Here is a 21734-nt window from a genome sequence, read left to right as displayed (position 1 = left end):
TGGTTAGCTGTTATAAAGTGACAAAAACCGTCTTCAGACCTTCAGAACTTGCAGATACAACGCTTTGTCCTTTATTTAATTTCACGCTGATCATCGCTCTACCATTGTAAGCCTGCACTTTTCGCGATCCGGAAGAAGTTCCCTGATTATCAATTAATTTACCATCGCCAGTTAAACCAAAGGTAATCCAGTTAATGGCATCTAAACAGGGTACGCCCTTGGCATCAAAAAGCTTTACTTCTACGGTTGCCACATCATCTTGCTGATTGATTTTTGTCAGTTCCATTCTGGCTGGTTTTGTCCACTTTTCGGTTTGATAAGTGAATTTAACTTCATCGGTTATGGTCTCTTTCCCTTTTTTGGCAATTACCTTAACTGTGTTTTCGCCTTTTACAAATGGAAGGTTCCAGCGCAAACCTGCTGCCGGATAATCCTGACTGTTGCGTTTTTTATTACCAAAACTTTTGCCGTTTAAGAAAATTTCAGCATCTGTACAGTTGGAATAAACTTTAACCATTTTCTCTTCACCCTCATCACCCCAACGGATTGGCCAAGTATGTCCGTAAATATGGACCATTGGCTTTTCTGTCCAGTAAGACTGGAATACATAATAAGCTTCTTTTTTGGTAAAATCTCTTTCTACTACCCCCTTCTGGTTCATGTAAGGCACAGGATTATCGGGACGGACAGGCGTAGAAAAATCTTTAAAGGGCCAGTAAGCGGTACCGCTTAACCAGGGCATGGTTTCCTGCTCTTTTAAATGCCAGTCGATTAGGTTTATGATGTAAGATTCGCTCCAGTCGCCATCTTTAGAGATCCTAGCCGCACCACCGTATAAAGAGGCATCACCTGCCCTTTCATCAGCACTTCCTCCGGTTTTAATCTTACTCAAAGCTTTATCCGGATTTTCTGAGTGACGTAAGGCATGACTATCTCCTCCCCATTCTACGTGTAAAAAGCGTTTTACCTTGGCAAATTCATCTTCTGATGCTTTTTTGTAATCGGTATAAGCGCCACGGTACCAACCTGCCCAAATGGAAGGGGAATATACATCTACAATATCGCTGCAAAAATCGCAACGCCGGATGGCCGTATAACGCGATTTATCCAGTTTGTGGGAAATATCGTTCAGTTCTTTCATGAAAGTTCTGATCTTTTCCTTATCAAACTCCGGGAAATCACCCGGCCAATCATTTTCGTTGCCCATCCCCCAAATGATAATGGCCGGATGGTTATAATGCTGTTCAACCATATTGGTGAGCATTCTGCGGGCCTGTTGCTTATAAACCTCACCGCCTAAACCACCACGGCACCAGGGAATTTCTTCCCAAACCAGGATCCCCAAACTGTCGCAAAGGTTTAAAACAATACGGGATTGCTGATAATGACCTAAGCGGATAAAATTAACGCCCATATCTTTCATCATCTGCATTTCCTGGCGGATCGTACCTTCGGTCATGGCCGCTGCTACGCCTGCATGATCTTCGTGGCGGTGCGTTCCGCGTAACAATAAACGTTTTCCATTGAGGTTAAACGGTCCTTTTTCTACAAATTCGATATGACGGAAACCGATTTTCTCTTCTCCTTTATATTTCCCTGTTGATGATATTACTTCGTATTGCAAAAGATACTGCACAGGTTTTTCGGTTGACCATAATTGAGGCCGCTTCACTTCTGTCGACCACAGGTCTATATCACCAGATAAATTACTCAGCTTTTTCGCTGTTTTATTGACGGTTTTTCCTGAAGGATCAATCAATTTTAATAAAACCGTTGCTTCAGTAAGTCCTTTTGGATTATATAAACGCGTTTTAACGCTTAATTTACCGAGTTTACCCTGCGCATCTACTTCGGCCCTGGCAAATAGCTTATCAACTGAAAGTTGCGGTACATAAACCAAGTTCAGGTAGCGGTAAATCCCACCATAAACATTAAAATCTGACAGATCGGAAGGGATCATTTCCAAGTCTCTTGAATTATCGGTCCTTACCGAAACCGGAACTTTACCTTTAAATTGTTTTTGATAAACAGCTGTTTTTTGGAAAGCGGCAACAGCATCACTAATATCTGCCGTCCATTCGTCATAACCACCTACATGAGTTGCAACCTTCGTGGTGTAAACATAAACTTCCGTTTTTTGTCCGGCACCTTCAAAATGCAGGATCGTTCTGCCATTCAGATAAGGGTTTTCAATTTTGAGCTGTGTACGGTACCAGGCAGGTCCCTGGTAATAATTTACATCAGGATCTACCGCATCTTCAGCATTAACGCAGTGTGGCAAACTCACTTTTTGCCATAATGGTACAGCCTCTGGATTACCAACACCAACCGGACGAACGGCCTCCCATACCCCTCCTAAATCTTGCTTTAGAAATTCCCAATTATTATTTAGCCGAGTTGATTGCTGAGCAAACAATAACTGACTGTTAAACAACAAAATAAGCAAGACTACATACCTAAATAACTTTAACATATTTTTTTTAAAAAAATTAAACCTTTAAATGCAATTTCTTCTGCTCAAAAAAGTGCACAACGCCGATCACCAAAAATACAATCAAAAAAGATCTGATAATTCATCCAATGCCTGAACGAAGGGAATTTGGAAAATGAACCAAACTCAAAAGAGCGTACAACGGATAAGGAATGAGGTAACAGGTTAGCGTAAATATCTTCTCATTAATGTATGGCTATTTAACTCCGTCTAAAATTCCTTGATAAGCTGCTTTTCGCTGATATTGTGCATCAAAAGGCAAAGGCCAATCAGGGCGGCTATAATTAGATGGTATCCAACTGTCGGCATCGGTTACATTCCACTGTGTGATCCCGAATTGCTGACTTTTCGGAATGGCATTATACGCCTGAACAATCGTTTTATACTTACCAGCCTGTTGCTCGCCTAAAGTAGTGGTGTAAGTCATCGACTGTACGTTATCGGGGTTAAGGGCCATATCTATTTCAGAAATATGGATTTTCAGGCCGGTTGCTGCCGCAGTAGAAATAGCGGCTGTTAAATTGGCATCTGTTTGTGTGACGCGGGTATGCATCTGTATACCAATTCCATCAATCGGAATGCCTTTATTTTTTAATCCTGTAACCAGGTTTAGAATAGCGGTACGTTTTGTAGGCCCGAATTCATGGCCATAATCATTGTAAAAAAGTAAGGCATTAGGATCAGCCTCATGTGCGTACTGAAAAGCCCGACCAATATAATCAACTCCTAATTTCTGTACCCATATACTGTTGCGTATGGTACCGTCGTCGTTAATTGCCTCGTTTACCACATCCCAGGAAACCACTTTACCTTTGAAGTGACCTACAACAGTCTGGATATGTGTTTTTAAAAGATTTTCCCATTCTGCTGTAGTTCCCTGAAAGTTATTTACCCAATCGGGAAGTGATTTGTACCAGTTTAAGGTATGGCCATGTACTCTTTTGCCATTGGCTACAGCAAAATCGACCAGATAATCTGCATCGCTCCAGGTATAAGTATCTTTTGAAGGATGTACGGATGCAAATTTCATGGCATTTTCTGCCGTAAGACTATTAAATTCTTTAATGACCAGATTACGGTAGTTAGTATTGCTTTTTAAAAGACTTACGTTCACAGCGGCACCCATTGGGAAAGGCATATTCTTTTGTAAACTGATCTCTTCTGTCTTTTGTGGCTGGATTAAGATCCCGGGATCAATGCTGGTGCTCTTATATTTCGCACAAGAGAGGCACACCAGCGACATCGAAAACACGATTTTCGAAGCGAAACTAATTTTCTGTAATCTGTTCATATTTTATTTGTATTTGACCTGCATCTGGTCGTAAAAATCTTTCAGCACATAGAAGGCTTTCTTTTTCTTGCCTGTTTCACTGATCAAACCTTTACGGTTCCAGAAATTCTGATAAATAGGATGTTGTCTTCTTGGTGATCTGAAATCAGTTAAAATCCATGGTGTCATTCCACGTAAAGCACCAATTTTACTTAACATGGTAATCTGGTTTTTGTATAGTGCTTCCTGGTATTCTTCGCTCCAGCGGGTGTTTTCGTCGGCATGGAAACCACCCAAAGCATCGCCACCAAACTCGGTGATGACCACAGGTTTTTTATATTTGATATCAAAATTGTATTTGGTGATTTCTGATGGATTACCGCCCCAATACCAGCCGGCGTATTCATTAAAACTAACCAGGTCGATTTTTTCGCCTAAAGGATCGTTTAAAATGATGTTATTTCCTTCACGGTGTACCTCTAAAGCCGCAGCAACCAGGCGGGTATCATCTAAAGAGCGGGCAGTTTCTGCCAAATTGCTCATAAAACTTAAACGGGCATCGCTTAGCGGGGTTTCGTTACCGATAGACCAGACGATTACACTTGCCCTGTTTTTATCGCGTACGATTAAATCCGTCAGCTGTTTTTTGGCATTGGCATAAGTGGCCGGATTGGTCCAGCTGATGGTCCAGTAAACAGGCACTTCTGCCCAAACCAACAGGCCCATTTCATCGGCCAGGCGTATCATTTCTTCATTATGTGGGTAATGCGCCAGGCGAACGTAGTTACAGTTCATATCTTTTGCCCATTGCAACATCATGCGCATATCGCCTTCTGAGCGTAAACGGCCAGCTAAAAGCGGGTTTTCATCATGCAGTGATATTCCTCTTAAAAAAACAGATTTACCATTCAACAGGATACTATCGCCATCAACCCGAATGGTTCTGAAACCGATTTTATCGTTGATATTTTCTTTATCGGTTTTAATATTTACGGCATATAATTTTGGCGTTTCTGGCGACCATAAGCTTAAATTGTTCCAGGTAAACTCGTCAACAATTTTACCTTCGCTATCTGTTTTGTATTTCTTTTCTAGCTTAAGCTCTGGGATAGAAAGTGTAATTTCCTGCCCTGCGGTGGCATCAGCCAGTTTTACTGAAAAATTTAACAGGTTATTGTTTCCTTTAACGAGCTGAAGTTTATAATCACTGATAAAATGCTCAGGAAATTCGGCTAAAAAAACATCACGTGTAATGCCGCCATAATTCCACCAATCGGTATTTACAGTTGGGATTTCATCCTGTTTACGGATATTATCAACTTTTAGTATAAGGGAGTTTTCGCCAACTTTTAAATTATTGGTTACATCGAACTGGAAAGGTGTAAAACCACCTTTATGTACACCTAGTTTTTTACCGTTGAGGTAAACATGGGCTTCATAATTTACCGCACCGAAATACACAAAATATTTTTTTCCTTTTTCGGGTTTTGCATCAAACTTTTTGCGAAGCCAAACATTGCCCTCATAAAGTTCTAATTTTTCTGATTGCGAGTTCCAATCGCCAGGAACGTTCATTTGAGGTGAATGATCAAAATCATACTCAATCAGTTCTGACTTATCTTTCTGAACTTTATCATCATAATAACCTCCGGTACCGGTTTTCGACTGATCGAATGGATCATGACGATAATCATAATAACCGTTTTCGTAAGGATCGACAATATAATTCCATTTGCCGTTAAGGCTCTGGATGTTCCGGCCCTGAATGTTCTGTATAGCGGTAACCTGACCGTAACTGATTGATGAAAGGAGCGAAAAGCAGATTAAAAATACGCTATAGGTTGTTTTTAGCATAACTTATGTTTTAATATTAATTAATTGATCGTTCCCAAAACTAACAATTAATTAACGGACGGTGTTTCCGCCGCCCCCCTAAATTTGAGTAAAGTCTAGTTTTTTGGTTAATATCCGGCATTTTGTTTGAGCGACGGCGCCCTATTTAATTCATTCTGGGAAATTGGATATAAATAATTCTTAGCGGTGAAAACCCTGTTTTCGACCACAAATGGCTGGTAAGTATAAACTCCTGGCGAAACCAGCGTAATGCGCATACCAGTTACATCTTTATTAAAATTTGTTTCTCCTTCTTTCCACCTTCTCACATCGTAAAAGCGCTGTTCTTCAAAGCAGAACTCTACTCTACGCTCGTTACGGATACGTTTCCTTAGTTCCACTTTTGATGGAATAACGTAACCGGCTCCTGCTGGGTTAGTTGTTTGTAAAGGCGGCATATCAACGCTAAGTGACGCCGTTGTGGTATTTTTACGCTGCCTAACCGCATTAACCGACTTTAAAATTTCTGATAATGCTGCTACACCCTGTGCCTCATTCAATGCCTCCGCATAATTTAACAATACTTCGGCATAACGGAAGAAAATCCATGGCCTACGGATGGTGGTATTTGAAGAATTGTTCCACACTGCGTTTTCACTTAAAAACTTACGCATGTAATACCCGGTTTTAGTAGCATTCACATTTAAACCTAAACCATCTTTACCACCAACAAATGTTTCAACAGGTTTACTTTTGAACGTAGAACCATTATACATGATGGCAAAATTTAAACGTGGATCTCGGTTAGCGTATGGATTTGAAGCATTATAACCAGAAGCAGGATCGCTAATCGGGCGGCCTGTTGTTTTCATTTCAAAGGCATCAACTAATTCTTGTGTGGGGTTGGTACGGCCATTAGCCCCATCATAACTGATCGGCGCATTATTGGTTTCGATGCTATTGGTGTTAAGTGTTTGCGTAGCAAAAATAACTTCGGTATTATAAGCCGCTCCTGATACGTTCCATAACCAGATATTTGGATAAGAAGAATAAATGGCGTGTTTGCCCGTATCCATCAATCGCTTGGCAGCATCAGCAGCAGCCTGCCATTTGGCTGCATCGCCACTTGGGTTATATTGCGGACTTGCAGCATACAATAACAATCTTGCTTTTAAGGCCATTGCGGCAGTTTGTGTAGCCCTTCCCCTGCTTGCTACTGCCCAATCGGTTGGACCGATCGGTAATCTTTCAATTGCCGAATCACAATCTAAAGATATTTGCCTAACACATTCATCAAATGTATTTCTAGGTAAATCTAAATTCTCATCAGCGTTTAAGACCCTGGTCACCAGTACAGCGCTGCCATAGCGTTTTACCAATTCGAAGTAAAAAAATGCCCTTAAAAAGAAAGCCTCACCTCGCAACCTGGCAATATCCTGGGCAAAGGTTAAGCCATCAGAAGGAATAATGACACTTTTTGGCGCATTAACCAAAAACATGTTGGTTTTACGGATGCCGCTATACATAGCGGTATAAACATCATCCACTACCCTAACAGGACCCCAGGTTCCATTATTCAAAATGTTAATACTGGAATTAAGATTGGAATTTACAGCTTCATCACTACCTGAAGCCAGCATAGCCCCATCATTATCCAAATTATAGCGATCAGAAAGCGTAGCATAAATATTATTTAAAAAATTCCTCGCAAAATCAGGATTTGCCCAAACCTGAGCTTCAGAAACATCGCCGTTTGGCGTAACTGTGCCATCTTGCAAAAAGCCATCTTTTTTACAGCCTGCCATATAAATTGCTGATGCGGCAAGAAGTATGTAGAATATATTTTTTTTCATCTTGTTAAGATTACAGTGTAATTAAAATTTCAAGTTCAATCCAAATGAATAGATTTTCATGTACGGGTAATAAGCACCGGAGGCTGTTGTTCCGTAAGAATAACCTGATTCTGGTAATTCAGGATCGATATCTAAATTGCCGAGTTTATCAAACGTCAATAAATTTAATCCGCTTACATAAAACCTCACTTGTGATAGTTTTAACCTTTTCACAAATGATGCGGGAAGAGAATAACCTAACTCCACATTTTTTAATCTTAAATAATCACCAGAACGCACCCAGAAATCAGAATTTTGGGTATTGTTCCCACGATCGGCAACCAATAACCTAGGATAAGCAGCGTTTGGATTTGTGGGCGTCCACCGATCTACACTAAACTGGTTAATGTAACCAGTGGTAGAGTTGCCGGATATGACCAAATCGTGAATACTGATGCTACGACCTCCCATGCCTTGAAAAAGGAAGTTAAGATCGAAACCTTTAATGGCTACACTTGCTCCGAAACCATAAAAAGATTTTGGAACGAAATTATAATCGGTGTTTACAAAATCCAGGTTATCGATTACGCCATCATTATTTTGATCTTTATATTTAATATCGCCAGGACCTACCGTTCTTGAAAAACGCTGCACAGGTGATGCATTAACTTCTGCCTGTGACTGGAAAATTCCAATGGCCTCTAACATACTACTTACATAACCTGTGCCTTGGATTACGCTGGAAACTTCGTGGCCAACCCTTGATTGATAACTTGGAATACCAGCACCCTCGTTTATAGAGATAATTTTGCTTTTGGTATAAGTGTAGTTTGCAAACAGATTCAGATTTACAGCGCCGATTTTTTTATAAAAATTAAGATTGCTTTCAAAACCTTTATAAGACGCCTCGCCTTCATTTACCTGTAAAAGTGTTTGACCAAGCACATTTGGAAGTAATGAATTGGTTAACAGATCTTTCCGATCTTCAGAGAAATAATCAGCACTAAATGAAAGGGATTGTTTAAACAACTTTGCATCAAAACCTACGCTTCCTTTATAAGCCTTTTCCCAGGTTAAATTAGGGTTAGCCAAAGCCCTTTGCTCGGTACCACCTACCCCGGTGTAACTTGTGCCGAAATTATATCCGGTACCACTTCTGTTAAAATAATCGTTAAAAGCAAAGCGGCGTAAATTATCGGTAGCATCATTGCCCACCAGGCCATAAGATCCCCGTATTTTTAATAGATCAAGAAAACCTGAAGTATTTTTCATAAAACTTTCGTCAGATAATATCCACCCTGCCGAAACCGCTGGAAAGAAGCCGTAACGTTTACCCGGAGCAAAACTTTCAGACCCAGAAACAGTTCCGATCAGATCCATGTAATAACGTTGGTTATAATTATAAGATAATCGGTTAGACCATCCTTCTCTACGCTGATCTAAAGCAGTAAAGGTTGAATAATTTGCTCTTGAGCCACGTGTAGTAAATTTAATCCCATGTTTACCAAAAGTACGATCATAATCAAAACCTAACCATAATTCGTTTCTACGCAGATTACCCATAAAAGAGTTTGCGGCATAACTTACAATTGATGCTGTTCCATAAGTAGCAGGACCGCCTGGAGCAAATGGATCAACAGTGGCATAAGTCTGGTTAAAACCATAACGGTACGTTCCAGCTACATCATAAGAATAAAACACATTAAAAGATAGGCCTTTGGTAATGCTTTCCAGTTTTTGGGTTGCAATTATCGTTGCCAATAAATTCCTTGTTAAATCGGTACTTACACCCCTCGATTCTAACATTGCCAAGGGGTTATTGGCTTGAAAGATCGAATTTCCGCCATAGCTTCCATCGGCATTTAATACAGGAAAAGCATTTGCAGGGGTACCATACACCGTGTTTAAGAAAGTACCGGTACCGATATTCGGGAAACGGAGATTGGTAATACGCCCGCCTATATCAAGTGATACATCTAAAGATTTACTTACATGTAAATCTATGTTAGTACGCAGGTTATAGCGGTTAAAATTAGTATTCCCGTCATAAGTAGGGTTATTACCACCTTTATAAATACCTGCCTGATCGTAAGCACTCAACAAAGTATAATATTTAATAAAGGCATTACCGCCGGTAACAGTAGCTACATAACGCTGTGTAGGCGCAGCCTGCCTGATATAATCTTTCACAAAATTGTTGTTCGGATACCGATAAGGATCAGAACCGGTTTGGTAAGCCTGTAGCGCTGCAGCATTATATGTAGGTGCAGCACCTCCGTTTACAAGCGCTTCGTTATAAAGTGTTGCATAAGAGTAGGCATCAAGCGGACTGGCAATATTTAAGGGCTGCTGTATACCGGCCTGCGCATCAAACGTAACTTTTGTTGAAGTTGCACTGCCACGGCGGGTTTTTACATAAATAACCCCATTTGCACCATACATGCCATACCAGGCTATGGTTCCTGCATCTTTTAACACACTGATACTTTCAATTTCACCTAAATCCATCGATTTAAAATCGCGCTCCACCCCATCTACCAATACTAAAGGTTCCTGGTTATTGTTATAAGATGAACGTCCACGGATCAGGAAGCTGGAAACATCATAACCAGGCTGCTGTGATCCATTCGGGATAATGGCCAATCCTGATAAACGGCCCGAAAATACATTGTTTAAAGAGGATGAAGGAATCTGAGGAAGATCATCAGCTTTTAAGGTGCTGATGGTTGCCGTAATCTCTCTTCTTTTCCTTACGCCAAATGGAATATAAACATTGTCATCGTCTCCAGCGTCTACAAGTGTTTTACTTAAGATCACCGGTGCATTATTTACTTCCAATGCAGGTTTAAGTACCAAACCATAACCAATCAACTTAAAAACAAGTACATCGCTTGATGTGGTATGAATGGTAAAAGAGCCATCCGCACCTGTTATGATAGATTTGTTGCTTTTATCTTCTTGTATGGTAATTACCACACCAGGAAGAGCTGTTTTATTTTGGTCTAAAACTTTGCTGGTAACAGTCAGTGCCTCATCGGGTGTTTGACCGCTAACTCTTAGTACTGCCATCCATAAAAAAAGAAGGCAAACTATATATTTTGATAATTTCATAACTGAATAAAATCTGTTTTGCGTGATATTAAACATTTTGCTTACTCCCATCCCGGATTTTGGATCAACACCCCATTACTCTTATAAATCTCAGATCTGGGTATTGGGTAACGGTCTTGTTTAGCAGTATATGTTTTTTGAAAATTTGGGCCCAGTACTACAGGGGTATACGAAAATGAACCATTGGCATTTTTAACCACATTCATGCCGTACATTGGTGTGGCAATAACTTCAGGACCGATTTTCCAGCGCATAATATCATACCAGCGGTGATCTTCGAAAGCGAGTTCTATTGCACGTTCATGGCGGATAGCTGCTCTCATTTCATCTTGAGTCATATTGGCTTTTAACCCATATAAATTGTTGGTACCTGCGGCTATTCCTGCACGTGCACGGATATCGGTTAACTGTTTATAAACAGAGGCATCGGGGCCATTTGCTTCATTCTGCGCTTCAGCGTAGTTTAACATAACCTCTGCATAACGGAAGAAAATGTAATTAATTAACGCTGTACCTGAGGTACCGCCTAAGCGCACATAAGTTTCAGGCCAGTATTTTTTGCAGTAATAGCGGGTAGCTGTATAAATAATGTTTGTCGGGTTCCAGTCTTTACCATAAGTTACTACGCCCGTAGGTGAGGTTGAAGACCACATTTCGATTTTTTTGCCTTGCCAGGTTTGATCATTGTAAAGAATGTTGGCGTAAAAACGTGGATCGCGATTTAGGTAAGGTTGCTGAGGGTTATAACCAGAGGTAGCATCTGTTATGGCTTTACCATTTGCCATTTCATACATATCCACGTGGTTTTGTGTTGGGTTCATCTGCCCTTGTGCACCGCCAGAACCTGGAGACATGGCATAATCTGCCAAAATTCCATCAATTGCCCTTGGACCTCTGATTTTAATCATAATATACTCAGGCGAGGAAGCCGCATTTAATATATCAGCATAGGTGGTCTGCAAAGCGTAAACCTGGCCGGCACTGCTACCATCCATTACTTTACTAGCCGCATCTGCAGCCAGTTGCCATTTTGCTTTATCGTTATTTGGATTGTTCAGCGGGCTTGCTGCATACAAAAGCACCCTTGCCTTAAGGGCCAATGCACCACCTTTAGTTGCCCTTCCGTAATTTGAAGTACCATTATCGGCGTCGTTATTTAGTAATGTAATGGCTTTATCTAAATCGGTAATAATAAAATCAACGCAGGTCTGGTAAGATGCCCTCGGAAAATTGATATCGTCATTAACGCTATATTCCTTATCCATAATCGGAACACCACCAAATCTTTTAATCAATTCGAAATAAGAAAAGGCCCGTAAAAAACGCATTTCGCCTTCAATTCTCTGTTTCGGAAAAACCGAAGCTGTAGGTACGCTGGCCATTCTGGCCAATACTTTATTGTTGATAGCAATACCGGCATAACATCTTGTCCAAACATCGCGCATATCGTTTAAAGATGCGGCGTTAGAATGATCGTGATACAAACCCCTGTTTAATGTGGTAACCGTAAATTCGGAGTTACCTGATACCGCTTCATCAGAAGCCTGCGAAGTAGAACCGCGGTGATCATTAAACCTGGCATAATCATTAATCATATAGTTATATGCTGCATCTGCATAACTTGCGGCCCTAAGCGGATCGGCAAATACCCCATTATCATCTAAAGCAATTTCGGGAGTCCGGTTTAAGAAATCTTTTTTACAAGAAATTGAAAGAAGTGTAAGTAAAAAAACTAAAGAATATATTTTATAATTTTTCATCTTATTAAAAATTAACGTTAACACCAAGATTGAAAACTTTAGATGATGGATAAAGCGATTGAAGCGGGAAAGTTTGGTTAACGGTGTTCAGGTTTTCCGGATCTACATACATTTTAAACTTTGTCCATGTGTATAGATTTTGACCGTTTGCAAACACCCTTACGCTTCCTATTTTCAAAGCACTTGTCCAGGCCTGTGGTAAAGTCCAGGCCAACTCTACATTTCTTAATTTAATGTAGGCTGCATTTTGAAGAATAAAATCGTTAAGTGAGTAGTTTAAACCGGTATATCCCCTTGCGTGTAGTGCAGGCCATGTAGCTGTAGCAGCATTTTCAGGTGTCCAGGCATTAAGCATGAACGGATACATCTGTTGTCCGTTATTTTGCTCTGTTAAAATTACGTTCGAACTTACATGTGCCACTCCCTGAAACATTACCGATAAGGTAATGCCTTTATAAGCTAACCGTGGTGTAATGCTGAAAATGTATTCAGGATTTGGCGAATAGCCAATTGATGTTCTATCATCAGGAGTGATCACACCATCTCCGTTCAAATCTTTAAATTTTAAATCACCCGGAATCGGTGTGCCCCCTTGCGGTTTAACAGAAGCAGCCACGTCAGCAGCTGAAGTGTAAAAACCATCATTTAAATAGCCAATAAACTGGCCAACCGGTTTACCTTCTGTTTTTTGTGCATCGGGTGTTCCGGCTGGTTCTGATGCGTTTTTAACAATATTCTTGGCATAACTCAATTGTCCGTTCAATCCAAAGGTAAACTGGTCAACTTTACCCTGGTAATCCAGTTCTACTTCATAACCTTTATTATAAACCACGCCAACGTTTAATGAAGGATAAATATGTCCGAACGATAAAAGCTGATCTTTTGGAGAAGTTAAAATATCTTTACGGGTTTCATCAAATACATCAACGTTTAGTTTCAAGGCATCCTTTAAGAAACGTGCCTCCATACCCAGATTCCGTTTTGTTCCGGTTTCCCAGGTAATTTTCGGATTTCCCAATCCATTATCCGGGATATAGATTGTTGGATAAGTAGTTGGCGAATTTGGTGCCCCAAACTGAAGCGCCGGAAAAACAGTTGTTGGGATTGAAGTATAACTCGTTAAGAATAAAAACCTGCCAATTCCCTGATCGTTACCTACCAAACCATAACTTCCTCTAAATTTTAAATAGGTTATTGCATCGTTTTTTTTCCAGAAAGGTTCGTTTGAGACGGTCCATCCGGCAGAAAATGATGGAAAAAAACCATATTGCTGACTTGGGAAACCTAAGAAACCATCAAACGCAAAGTTCTCTGATCCGTTGTAAGCTGCATTAAATTCTGCAAAATACCTTTGTGCATAATTGTAGGTTACCCTGCCCACCACACCCTGTGCAGCTCTTGGCGGTGCAGTATAAATATCACCCCCATTGGTACGTACCAGTTGGCGGGTACCCAAAATTAAACCGGATACATTGCTTTTACCGAAATCGCGGTCGTAATAAAAACCGGTCTGTAAGTTATAATTTGTACTTCCCTGGGTAACGCTGATAATAGAACTTAAAGGCTCATCACGGTTCCTCGTATCAGTAGAAAGGGTAATGGCACCCGATTTACGGTCGTAAACATAAGCTGCCCAGTTGGCATTTCTACGCTGTTGGTTTACAAAATAAGAATCGTAGCCAAAATTGGCCTTAAACGATAAACCTTTGGTAATAAACCCTAATTTATATTCGAGGTTAAACGTACTTTCAATCGTATTGCTATCATCATTACGTGTTCCGTAACGGGTTAAAATAGCATAAGGATTCCAGATGTTGATACCTACGTTTGGATTTGCTGTAATTCTGCCATCAGGCAAAGTAACCGGGTAAGCATAAGCAGGAACCTGGAGAATTCGCGAAATCATCCCTTCAATGGTATCATAGGAGAATGCCGATGACGACAATAAACCTGAAGGCTGGTAACGGTTAGAAAAACGCCCGCCCAACTTAATCCCAACGGTAAAGTCTTTATTCAGCTGTAAATCAACATTCGATCGGAAATTGTAACGGCTAAAATTAGGAACAGTGTTAATCCCATAAGGAGAATCGAACTTTTTAAAAATACCATCCTGAAATGAATAGCCTGCAGAAACAAAATATTTAGCAATTTTTGTTCCTCCGTTAATATTGATATTGTGTGTAATTTGAGGATAAAATTTACGTGTTAAATAATCAAACCACTGTACATCCGGATAACCGATCGGATCTGATCCGTCTTTAAATTTTTGTAGCTCATCATCGGCAAAAGGTGCAGCCTGACCGTCGTTTTTATAAGCCTGATTTAACAAGCGGGCATTATCATAAGCATTTAATCCGACAGCCAAACCAGTATAAGTCTGCAAAGCAGCATTCCCCGTATAGGTAATGCGCGGTTTACCGATTTTTCCTTGCTTAGTGGTGATTACAATTACACCATTTGCTCCCCTGATACCATAAATTGAGGTAGAAGCCGCATCTTTCAAAACGGTTACCGTTTCAATCTCACTTGGATCTACATCAGCAAAACTGGGTCTTTCAATCCCATCTACCACAACAATTGCCGAAGAGTTATTGTAAGTGGCCACTCCACGTACTTTAAGTGTTGAAGCATCAGCCCCCGGCTGCCCACTGGTTTGAACGGCCTGCAAACCAGGTAGCCGGCCTATTAAGCTATTGGTAGGGTTCGGCGTTGGCGATTTCATGATATCTTCTGAGCTGATCTGTGCAACAGCACCTGTTAAGGTCGATTTTTTCTGCGTACCATAACCAACCACCATTACTTCGTCCAATCCCTGTGCATCATCTTCTATGATTACGTTGATTACAGTTTTACCAGCAACCGCAACTTCTTTTGTGGCATACCCTACATAAACAAAAACCAATATTGAGCTTCCTGTAGTACCTTTAATAGCATATTTTCCGTTATCATCTGTAACTGCTCCTATCTGCGTTCCTTTTATCCTCACACTTACGCCAGGCAAGGTAATCCCTTTGTTATCTTTTACCGTACCAGTTACCGTTGTTTGAGCGAAAGCCGTAAAAGAGGCGCTGATCAGAAAAAGTAAAGTGAAGGTATAAAGCACTTTTAACCATTGAATTTTCTCAAATCCAACAGATGGTAAAGTGCTTCTTAAATTGTAAAGTCTATCCATAATTGTAATAAATATTAAATCTATTTTGTTAAAATTTAATGCACAGTCGGCCCTTAATAACTAGATATGTAACCATACACATCCAATTAGTTTAGTATTAATATTACCCGTCCGCTGCGTGATGAGTGATTAGGAAAATGTTTGAGCTTTTTGCTTAAGCATCTTGAGAATGGTATGATGTTACCTTTGAAATGTAATATTTTTGCGACAAAATGAGATTAGTTTTTGCAACTAAACCTCGTACTTCAGTAAATGCCCTTTTAAAACTGAAGCGAGTAAGTAAAGATTTCATCATGTTTATTTGGTTAGTTAGTGTTCGTGATAACGAATTTAGAAAAGCTTAAAAGATTAAAACGTTTTAAAGTAGGTTAAAACGCAATAAAATCAACTGAAACTCATTTCAAACGTTTGAAATAATTGTATTTTTTTTCTTAACTATGCATTGAGATTGGAAAAGATGATGAACAATACCCCTGTTACGCTAAAATTCTTGGCTGAGAAGTTAAAGATGTCAGTATCAACAGTATCAAAAGCCCTTAACAACTACCCAACCATAAACGAATACACCAAACAACGTGTTCAGGAAATGGCTCGCGATTTACATTTTACGCCAAATAAATCAGCTATTAACTTAAAGGAAAAGAGATCACGGATTATTGGTATTATCCTACCCAATCTTTTAGATCATTTTTTTACCAGAAGTATTTATGGTGTAGAGCAGTTTGCTACACAAAATGGATACAACGTGATCATCAGTCAATCTCACGATGATCTGGAAAAAGAGATCCAATCTGCAAATATGTTGTTGCGGAGCCGGGTAGACGGTTTAATTGTGGCCATATCAAAACACACACAAGATTTCGCACATTTAGACCAGTTCGAAAACATGGGCATTCCAGTAGTGTATTATACCCGAAACCCAAGTTTTAACCTAAGCTGCCATAAAGTATTGGGCAATACTTTTCAGGGCTGTTACCAGGCCACCAAATTTTTAATAGACAGAGGACATCAAAAGATTGCCTACTTAGGCGGTCCGAAAATGATTAATTTCACACACGATCGCTTTAATGGCTACATTAATGCGTTAAAAGATAATCAGGTGCCATTTTCATCAGAATTGGTTGCTTATACCGATTTTGATAAGGAAAATACCATCTCAGCAATTAAGAATTTATTTGCTAATCCGGAAAATATGCCGACTGCGCTGGTGGCTTTTAAAGAGCCTATCCTGTTCGACGCGATAAAATACCTGAGATCGATAAACCACCCCAACTTTGGCGAAATTGAGTGTATAGGATTTGGAAATACCTCTTTCATCAGTTATCTTGATTCACCCCCTATTGCCTCTATTGAAGAAAACCCTGAATCGGTAGGTGAAAATGCCATTAAGTTATTGATACAATTAATCAATAAAGAAATCGATATTCAGAATTACCAAAAAATAATGGTCGATTGTAAGCTGGTAGTGCATGGGTAAGTGTTTTGCATTTTGTGCACCGTATACACGCGATTGCCATGCTGAATTTATTTCAGCATCTTTATCTATCTATTGAAACCCTGAAATAAATTCAGGGTGACGATCACACATACCAATATTCAAAAAAATCCAGATGATATATTAATTCAACGACATTGCATTACCCTTAAACTGATTCCTGTGTTTTTCATTATACACAAACGCCGCAACAATCAACAACCCTGCAACACCTTCAAAAGCAACCACCACTTGCGTACCGAAAAGATGCGCAAGGTACCCCATTAATAAGCTTCCGATTGGCAACACGCCCTGGTAAGCCATAATATAATAACTTAAAGTCCTGCCCCTCATTACATCGTCGGCATGAGTCTGTAAATAGGTATTAATGGATGAAGTTTGTGCCATTAAACCTAAAGCAGCTGAGCCGGTACAAATTAAAGCCAGAATAAGTGATGGTGATATAGCCAGCGCCACAACTGAAATGGCTAACAAAATACCCGACATCATTACTATTTTCTGCAGGTTCTGACCTGCTTTTAAAGTAGCCATATAAATGGCTCCAAAGAAAGCTCCAAGTCCTGCAGCGCTTTCAAACCACCCAAATGTTGTGGCATTTCCGTTAAAAATATCTTTCGCAAAAACAGGCAAAAGCGTAGTAAAAGGAATGACCAATAAACTCGATGCAGCCATCATTAATACCATAGAGGCCAAATCAGGAGATGATTTAAGGTAATCATACCCCTTTTTCAGGTCGGTCCAGATATTTTCCGTCGATTTTTGATGCACAGTGAGTTTAAGCTTCATCATCACTAAACAACCTAACACTGCAATAAAGCTTACAAAATTGATCACGAAACAAATATCCTCACCCCAGGTACTCAAAATTACTCCTGCCAACGCCGGCCCGATAAGCCTGGCGGCGTTAAACATTGATGAGTTGAGCGCAATGGCATTTGGTAAATCTTCTTTATCATCAATCAAATTTACCATTAACGATTGGCGGGCGGTAACATCAAAAGCATTTACCAAACCCTGAACCAGTGAAAGCGCCGCAATCCAGAACATATCGTATACTTTAAACCAGATCATTAAGGCCAGGGCACCAGCCTGTAGCATCAGAATTACCTGGGTAATCACCAATATTTTATACTTATTATGCCTATCTACATAGCTACCAGCATATGGCGCCAATACCAGCGAAGGGATTAAACTTAAAAAAGTAATCAGTCCCAGCAAAAAAGCCGATCCCGTTAAACGGTAAACCAACCAGCTAACGGCTACACGCTGCATCCATGTACCAATTAATGAAATTGCCTGACCTGTAAAAAATAACCTGTAATTGTAATGCTTTAACGAACGAAAAATACTCATGATTAAAATAGTAAAGTAACTTTACAAAGGTAAAAACTTTTAACCAAACACTAAAACAAAAAACATGTGGTTTTATCACAATAGAATCATAATTTAAGCATAACTAAAAAACCATTTAGCTCACCAATAGAATTAAAATATTATATTTGTAAAGTTTATTTACCAATAAGATGTCTACTCAAACACAAGAGATTGCAGCAAAGTTAAGAAGCACTGTTACCCGCCTAACCAGACAGTTACGCAAGCAGAATGTAAGTTCAGACTTTAGTAACGCCGAATTATTGACCATGTCGCTGCTCGAACAACATGGAAAAATGCTATCTACAGAGCTGGCAGACATGGAAAGAGTATCAAAACAGGCTATTTCTCAGATCATCAACCGCCTGTTCGATGCCAAATGCGTGGAACGTTTCCCCAGCGAAGAAGATAAACGAAAGGTTTTTATTGGCTTAACCAAACTTGGCGAAAAACATATTATTGCCAGTAGAAAAATAAAAGAAGAATGGTTAGCACAAACCATGGAAAAAATCTTTTCTTCGGAAGAAATCAACCTCATACAGGCTTTCCTACCCCTGCTTTCGCGCTTAGTAGAACATAACGGCACAAGAGTATAGTTTTCTTTTTTCCTTCGTCAAATAAGCCTTATCTTGCAGGCTTAAAATGGCACTATATTTTACATCAATCAATTCGGGCAGTAATGGCAATTGTTACTATGTAGGTAATGATAAGGAAGCTGTTTTGGTTGATATTGGCCTAACCTGTAAAGAGGTTGAAACACGGATGAACCGCTTGGGTTTACCGATAAATAAAGTAAAAGCTATTTTTATCTCACACGAACATAGCGACCACATTAAAGGGCTAGCGGTTTTTGCTAAAAAATATAAACTCCCAGTCTACATTAGCACAGCTACCCTAAAAAGCAGCAGGTTAGTTTTAGATGTAAACAATACCTTTTCATTAAATCATTTACAGCACATTCAGATTGGCAGCTTAAAAATTATTGCCTTTTCCAAATTTCACGATGCAGCTGACCCTTATAGTTTTACCGTTGAATGTAACGAGGTAAGAGTTGGTGTTTTTACAGATATAGGCACAGTATGCGACCGTTTAATTACTCATTTCAAAAACTGCCATGCCGCATTCCTGGAAGCTAATTACGATACACAGATGCTGGCAAATGGCCGGTACCCTTATTTTTTGAAGAGAAGGATTACCAGCGGGCACGGCCACTTAAGCAATGCACAGGCACTGGAGCTTTTTATCAACCACAAAGCCCCGTATATGAGTCATTTATTACTGAGCCACTTATCAAAAGACAATAACGACCCGGAGCTGGTTGAAAACCTTTTTAAAAATGTTGCCGGTGATATTCTTGTTAAAGTTGCCTCAAGACATGAGGAAACAGCGTTATATTATGTGAGCAATATGCAAAATACACCTGAAGCTTACAATTTCGACCCAAGCTTACACCAGCCAGCACAACTCAATTTGTTTTAACAGAATAAAGTCAAAAATAACTTATTGTTTTATCAATTCGGTTACAGAATAGCCTACTTTTAAACAATAAACTACTATTGATCTTGCAAAGCTATTATTAACAGCAAATAATTAATTTTCTCGAAAACTTTTTATCAAAACAGGCGTTTTATATAAACTTCATAAATAGTTTGTTTGGTTTAAAGGGGGCTTATGGATTTAACCCCCTTTCTCATACTCTCTTTTTCAATTTACCCAGGCTAAAATTGCCAATACTTCATTCCATTTTATATTCTAAAAATTTAGTTATATTCGATTGAGAATCATCCCAATATAATATTTAAACCTTTAAATAATAAATTATATGGAGACAAGTAAACTTTCTAAATTCAGTGCCGAATTTCTAGGCACACTCGTACTGGTTTTAATGGGTTGTGGTAGCGCGGTTATAGCTGGTGCAAATGGTACAACCGGAGTTGGCTTATTAGGCATATCTTTTGCCTTTGGCTTATCAGTTACGGCAATGGCCTATGCCATAGGGCATATTTCTGGCTGTCACATTAATCCGGCCATTTCAATCGGAATGGTCATAGCAGGCCGTATGAAAATTAGCGAAGCTGCCTATTATATTGTAGCGCAGGTACTTGGTGGCATTGCAGGCGCATTTATTTTATTGCAGATTGCCTCAGGAAAACCAGAATATTCTTTAGCAGTAAATGGATTGGGGCAAAATGGTTTTGAAGCGCTATCTCCACAGCATTACAGCTTACACGCTGGTTTTATCGCCGAAATTGTACTTACCTTTATTTTCTTATTGGTCATTTTTGGCTCAACATCCACTAAAAATATCAATGGAGGCTTTGCCGGACTGGCAATTGGCTTAAGTTTAACACTCATTCATATTGTGGGTATCCCGGTAACCGGAGTATCAGTAAACCCTGCTAGAAGCATTGGTCCTGCCTTATTGGTTGGCGGACAAGCATTAAGTCAAGTTTGGCTCTTTATAGTAGCGCCAATTATTGGTGCAGCACTTAGTGCTTTAGTTTGGAGAACTGTTTTGGAGAAAAACTAGTTTAAATAAAAAGATGCAACAATTTAAGGTTTAGAGGTTAGTATTTAAATGCTAACCTCTAAATCCTAAGTTTTATAAGTTTTTAACAATTGCCTCGTCAGTAGGTTTTGTTTTCGAGCGGAAACGGTGTACTAACTCTCCTTTTTCGTTGATTAAGAATTTCTCAAAATTCCATTTAATATCGCCCTGCTCCTCAGTATTGGTCTGAGAAGTTAAATACTTGAATAAAGGACTGATATCATCGCCTTTAACGCTGCTTTTCTCGGCAAGTAAAAATGAAACATTATACTTTCCGGTACAAAATTCTTTAATCTCAGCATTGGTAGAAAACTCCTGTCCACCAAAGTTACCAGCAGGAAAACCAATTAGTACCACCTTTTTGCCATATTCTTTCTGCAATTTTTCTAAATCCTCATACTGTGGGGTAAAACCACATTTAGAAGCCGTGTTAACAATTAAGATTTTTTTGCCTTTAAATTTCGACAGCTTAATTTCTTTACCATCAATGGTTTTAAAGCTGAAATCGTAAACATTTTTTGGTGGCGACACCAATAAGTTTAATAGGATTAAAATTGTGCTGATCATCGTTTTTTTATTTTATATACGAATATAGTCACAAATCGGTTGCCTTGATGTAATGTGCCTGTAAATTATATGATATGCATCATTAAAGCGCTTAAGGCTTTGCGATTGTAAGAAAAACGGTTTATTTCATCAAAAAATCCTCTTCACCGTCTTTTTAATGAAATTTTAGTTCTAGCTGCATTCAAAAGAATCAATTCTTTTTCGATCAGAAAATGCAAGTGCAGTAATTCTGAGCAATTACAGTCCTGCTATCGCTATAGTCCAGCGCTGTGGGCTATTAACAG

13 protein-coding genes are annotated in these 21734 nt (G+C 39.4%); 4 read left to right on the top strand and 9 right to left on the bottom strand.

Features of this window, described 5'->3' with window-relative positions; translation table 11 throughout:
• Positions 1 to 10 precede the first annotated feature (10 nt).
• From HDC90_RS13150 to HDC90_RS13120, 7 genes are all read right to left on the bottom strand, one after another.
• On the bottom strand, positions 11 to 2473 hold the full coding sequence (locus tag HDC90_RS13150) for a glycoside hydrolase family 2 TIM barrel-domain containing protein (RefSeq protein ID WP_184467040.1): 2463 nt from the start codon (positions 2471 to 2473) through the stop codon (positions 11 to 13).
• Positions 2474 to 2687: 214 nt separating this feature from the next.
• Complete coding sequence (locus HDC90_RS13145; protein WP_184467038.1) at positions 2688 to 3782, bottom strand: endo-1,4-beta-xylanase; 1095 nt, start codon at positions 3780 to 3782, stop codon at positions 2688 to 2690.
• 3 nt (positions 3783 to 3785) lie between these two features.
• Positions 3786 to 5615 carry a glycoside hydrolase family 2 protein gene (locus tag HDC90_RS13140; protein ID WP_184467036.1) on the bottom strand — a complete coding sequence of 610 codons (1830 nt, stop codon included), beginning with the start codon at positions 5613 to 5615 and terminating at the stop codon, positions 3786 to 3788.
• Between the two features lie 107 nt (positions 5616 to 5722).
• Positions 5723 to 7447 (bottom strand): RagB/SusD family nutrient uptake outer membrane protein, encoded by a 1725-nt coding sequence (locus tag HDC90_RS13135; RefSeq protein WP_184467034.1) that lies wholly within the window; start codon positions 7445 to 7447, stop codon positions 5723 to 5725.
• A gap of 21 nt (positions 7448 to 7468) precedes the next feature.
• The gene (locus HDC90_RS13130) at positions 7469 to 10495 is read right to left on the bottom strand and encodes a TonB-dependent receptor (protein ID WP_184467032.1); all 3027 of its coding nucleotides are present in this window, start codon (positions 10493 to 10495) and stop codon (positions 7469 to 7471) included.
• Positions 10496 to 10578: 83 nt separating this feature from the next.
• A complete protein-coding gene (locus HDC90_RS13125; RefSeq protein WP_184467030.1) occupies positions 10579 to 12297 on the bottom strand; it encodes a RagB/SusD family nutrient uptake outer membrane protein in 1719 nt (572 codons plus the stop codon).
• A gap of 4 nt (positions 12298 to 12301) precedes the next feature.
• Positions 12302 to 15469, bottom strand: coding sequence for a TonB-dependent receptor (locus HDC90_RS13120; protein ID WP_184467028.1), 3168 nt, complete (start codon positions 15467 to 15469; stop codon positions 12302 to 12304).
• Between the two features lie 457 nt (positions 15470 to 15926).
• Here HDC90_RS13120 and HDC90_RS13115 point away from each other — a divergent pair, with 457 nt between their 5' ends.
• Positions 15927 to 16946, top strand: coding sequence for a LacI family DNA-binding transcriptional regulator (locus tag HDC90_RS13115; RefSeq protein ID WP_370576619.1), 1020 nt, complete (start codon positions 15927 to 15929; stop codon positions 16944 to 16946).
• Between the two features lie 141 nt (positions 16947 to 17087).
• On the opposite strand, the gene HDC90_RS13110 is transcribed toward HDC90_RS13115, so the two are convergent.
• Complete coding sequence (locus tag HDC90_RS13110) at positions 17088 to 18317, bottom strand: MFS transporter (RefSeq protein ID WP_184467026.1); 1230 nt, start codon at positions 18315 to 18317, stop codon at positions 17088 to 17090.
• Between the two features lie 170 nt (positions 18318 to 18487).
• Between HDC90_RS13110 and HDC90_RS13105 the strand changes: the two genes are divergently transcribed.
• The 3 genes from HDC90_RS13105 (at position 18488) to aqpZ (ending at position 20865) form a co-directional block, all read left to right on the top strand.
• The gene (locus HDC90_RS13105; protein ID WP_184467024.1) at positions 18488 to 18931 is read left to right on the top strand and encodes a MarR family winged helix-turn-helix transcriptional regulator; all 444 of its coding nucleotides are present in this window, start codon (positions 18488 to 18490) and stop codon (positions 18929 to 18931) included.
• Between the two features lie 46 nt (positions 18932 to 18977).
• Positions 18978 to 19814: an MBL fold metallo-hydrolase gene (locus HDC90_RS13100; RefSeq protein ID WP_184467022.1), complete on the top strand. Its 837-nt coding sequence runs from the start codon at positions 18978 to 18980 to the stop codon at positions 19812 to 19814.
• 343 nt (positions 19815 to 20157) lie between these two features.
• Positions 20158 to 20865, top strand: coding sequence for an aquaporin Z (gene aqpZ / locus HDC90_RS13095; protein WP_184467020.1), 708 nt, complete (start codon positions 20158 to 20160; stop codon positions 20863 to 20865).
• 72 nt (positions 20866 to 20937) lie between these two features.
• On the opposite strand, the gene HDC90_RS13090 is transcribed toward aqpZ, so the two are convergent.
• Positions 20938 to 21450, bottom strand: a complete 513-nt coding sequence (locus HDC90_RS13090; RefSeq protein WP_113947247.1) for a glutathione peroxidase — start codon at positions 21448 to 21450, stop codon at positions 20938 to 20940.
• Positions 21451 to 21734: the final 284 nt, after the last annotated feature.

The sequence above is a fragment of the Pedobacter sp. AK013 genome, assembly GCF_014205835.1.
In the GTDB taxonomy this organism is placed as follows: Bacteria; Bacteroidota; Bacteroidia; order Sphingobacteriales; family Sphingobacteriaceae; genus Pedobacter.
This window is presented reverse-complemented; position numbering and strand designations above follow the sequence as displayed.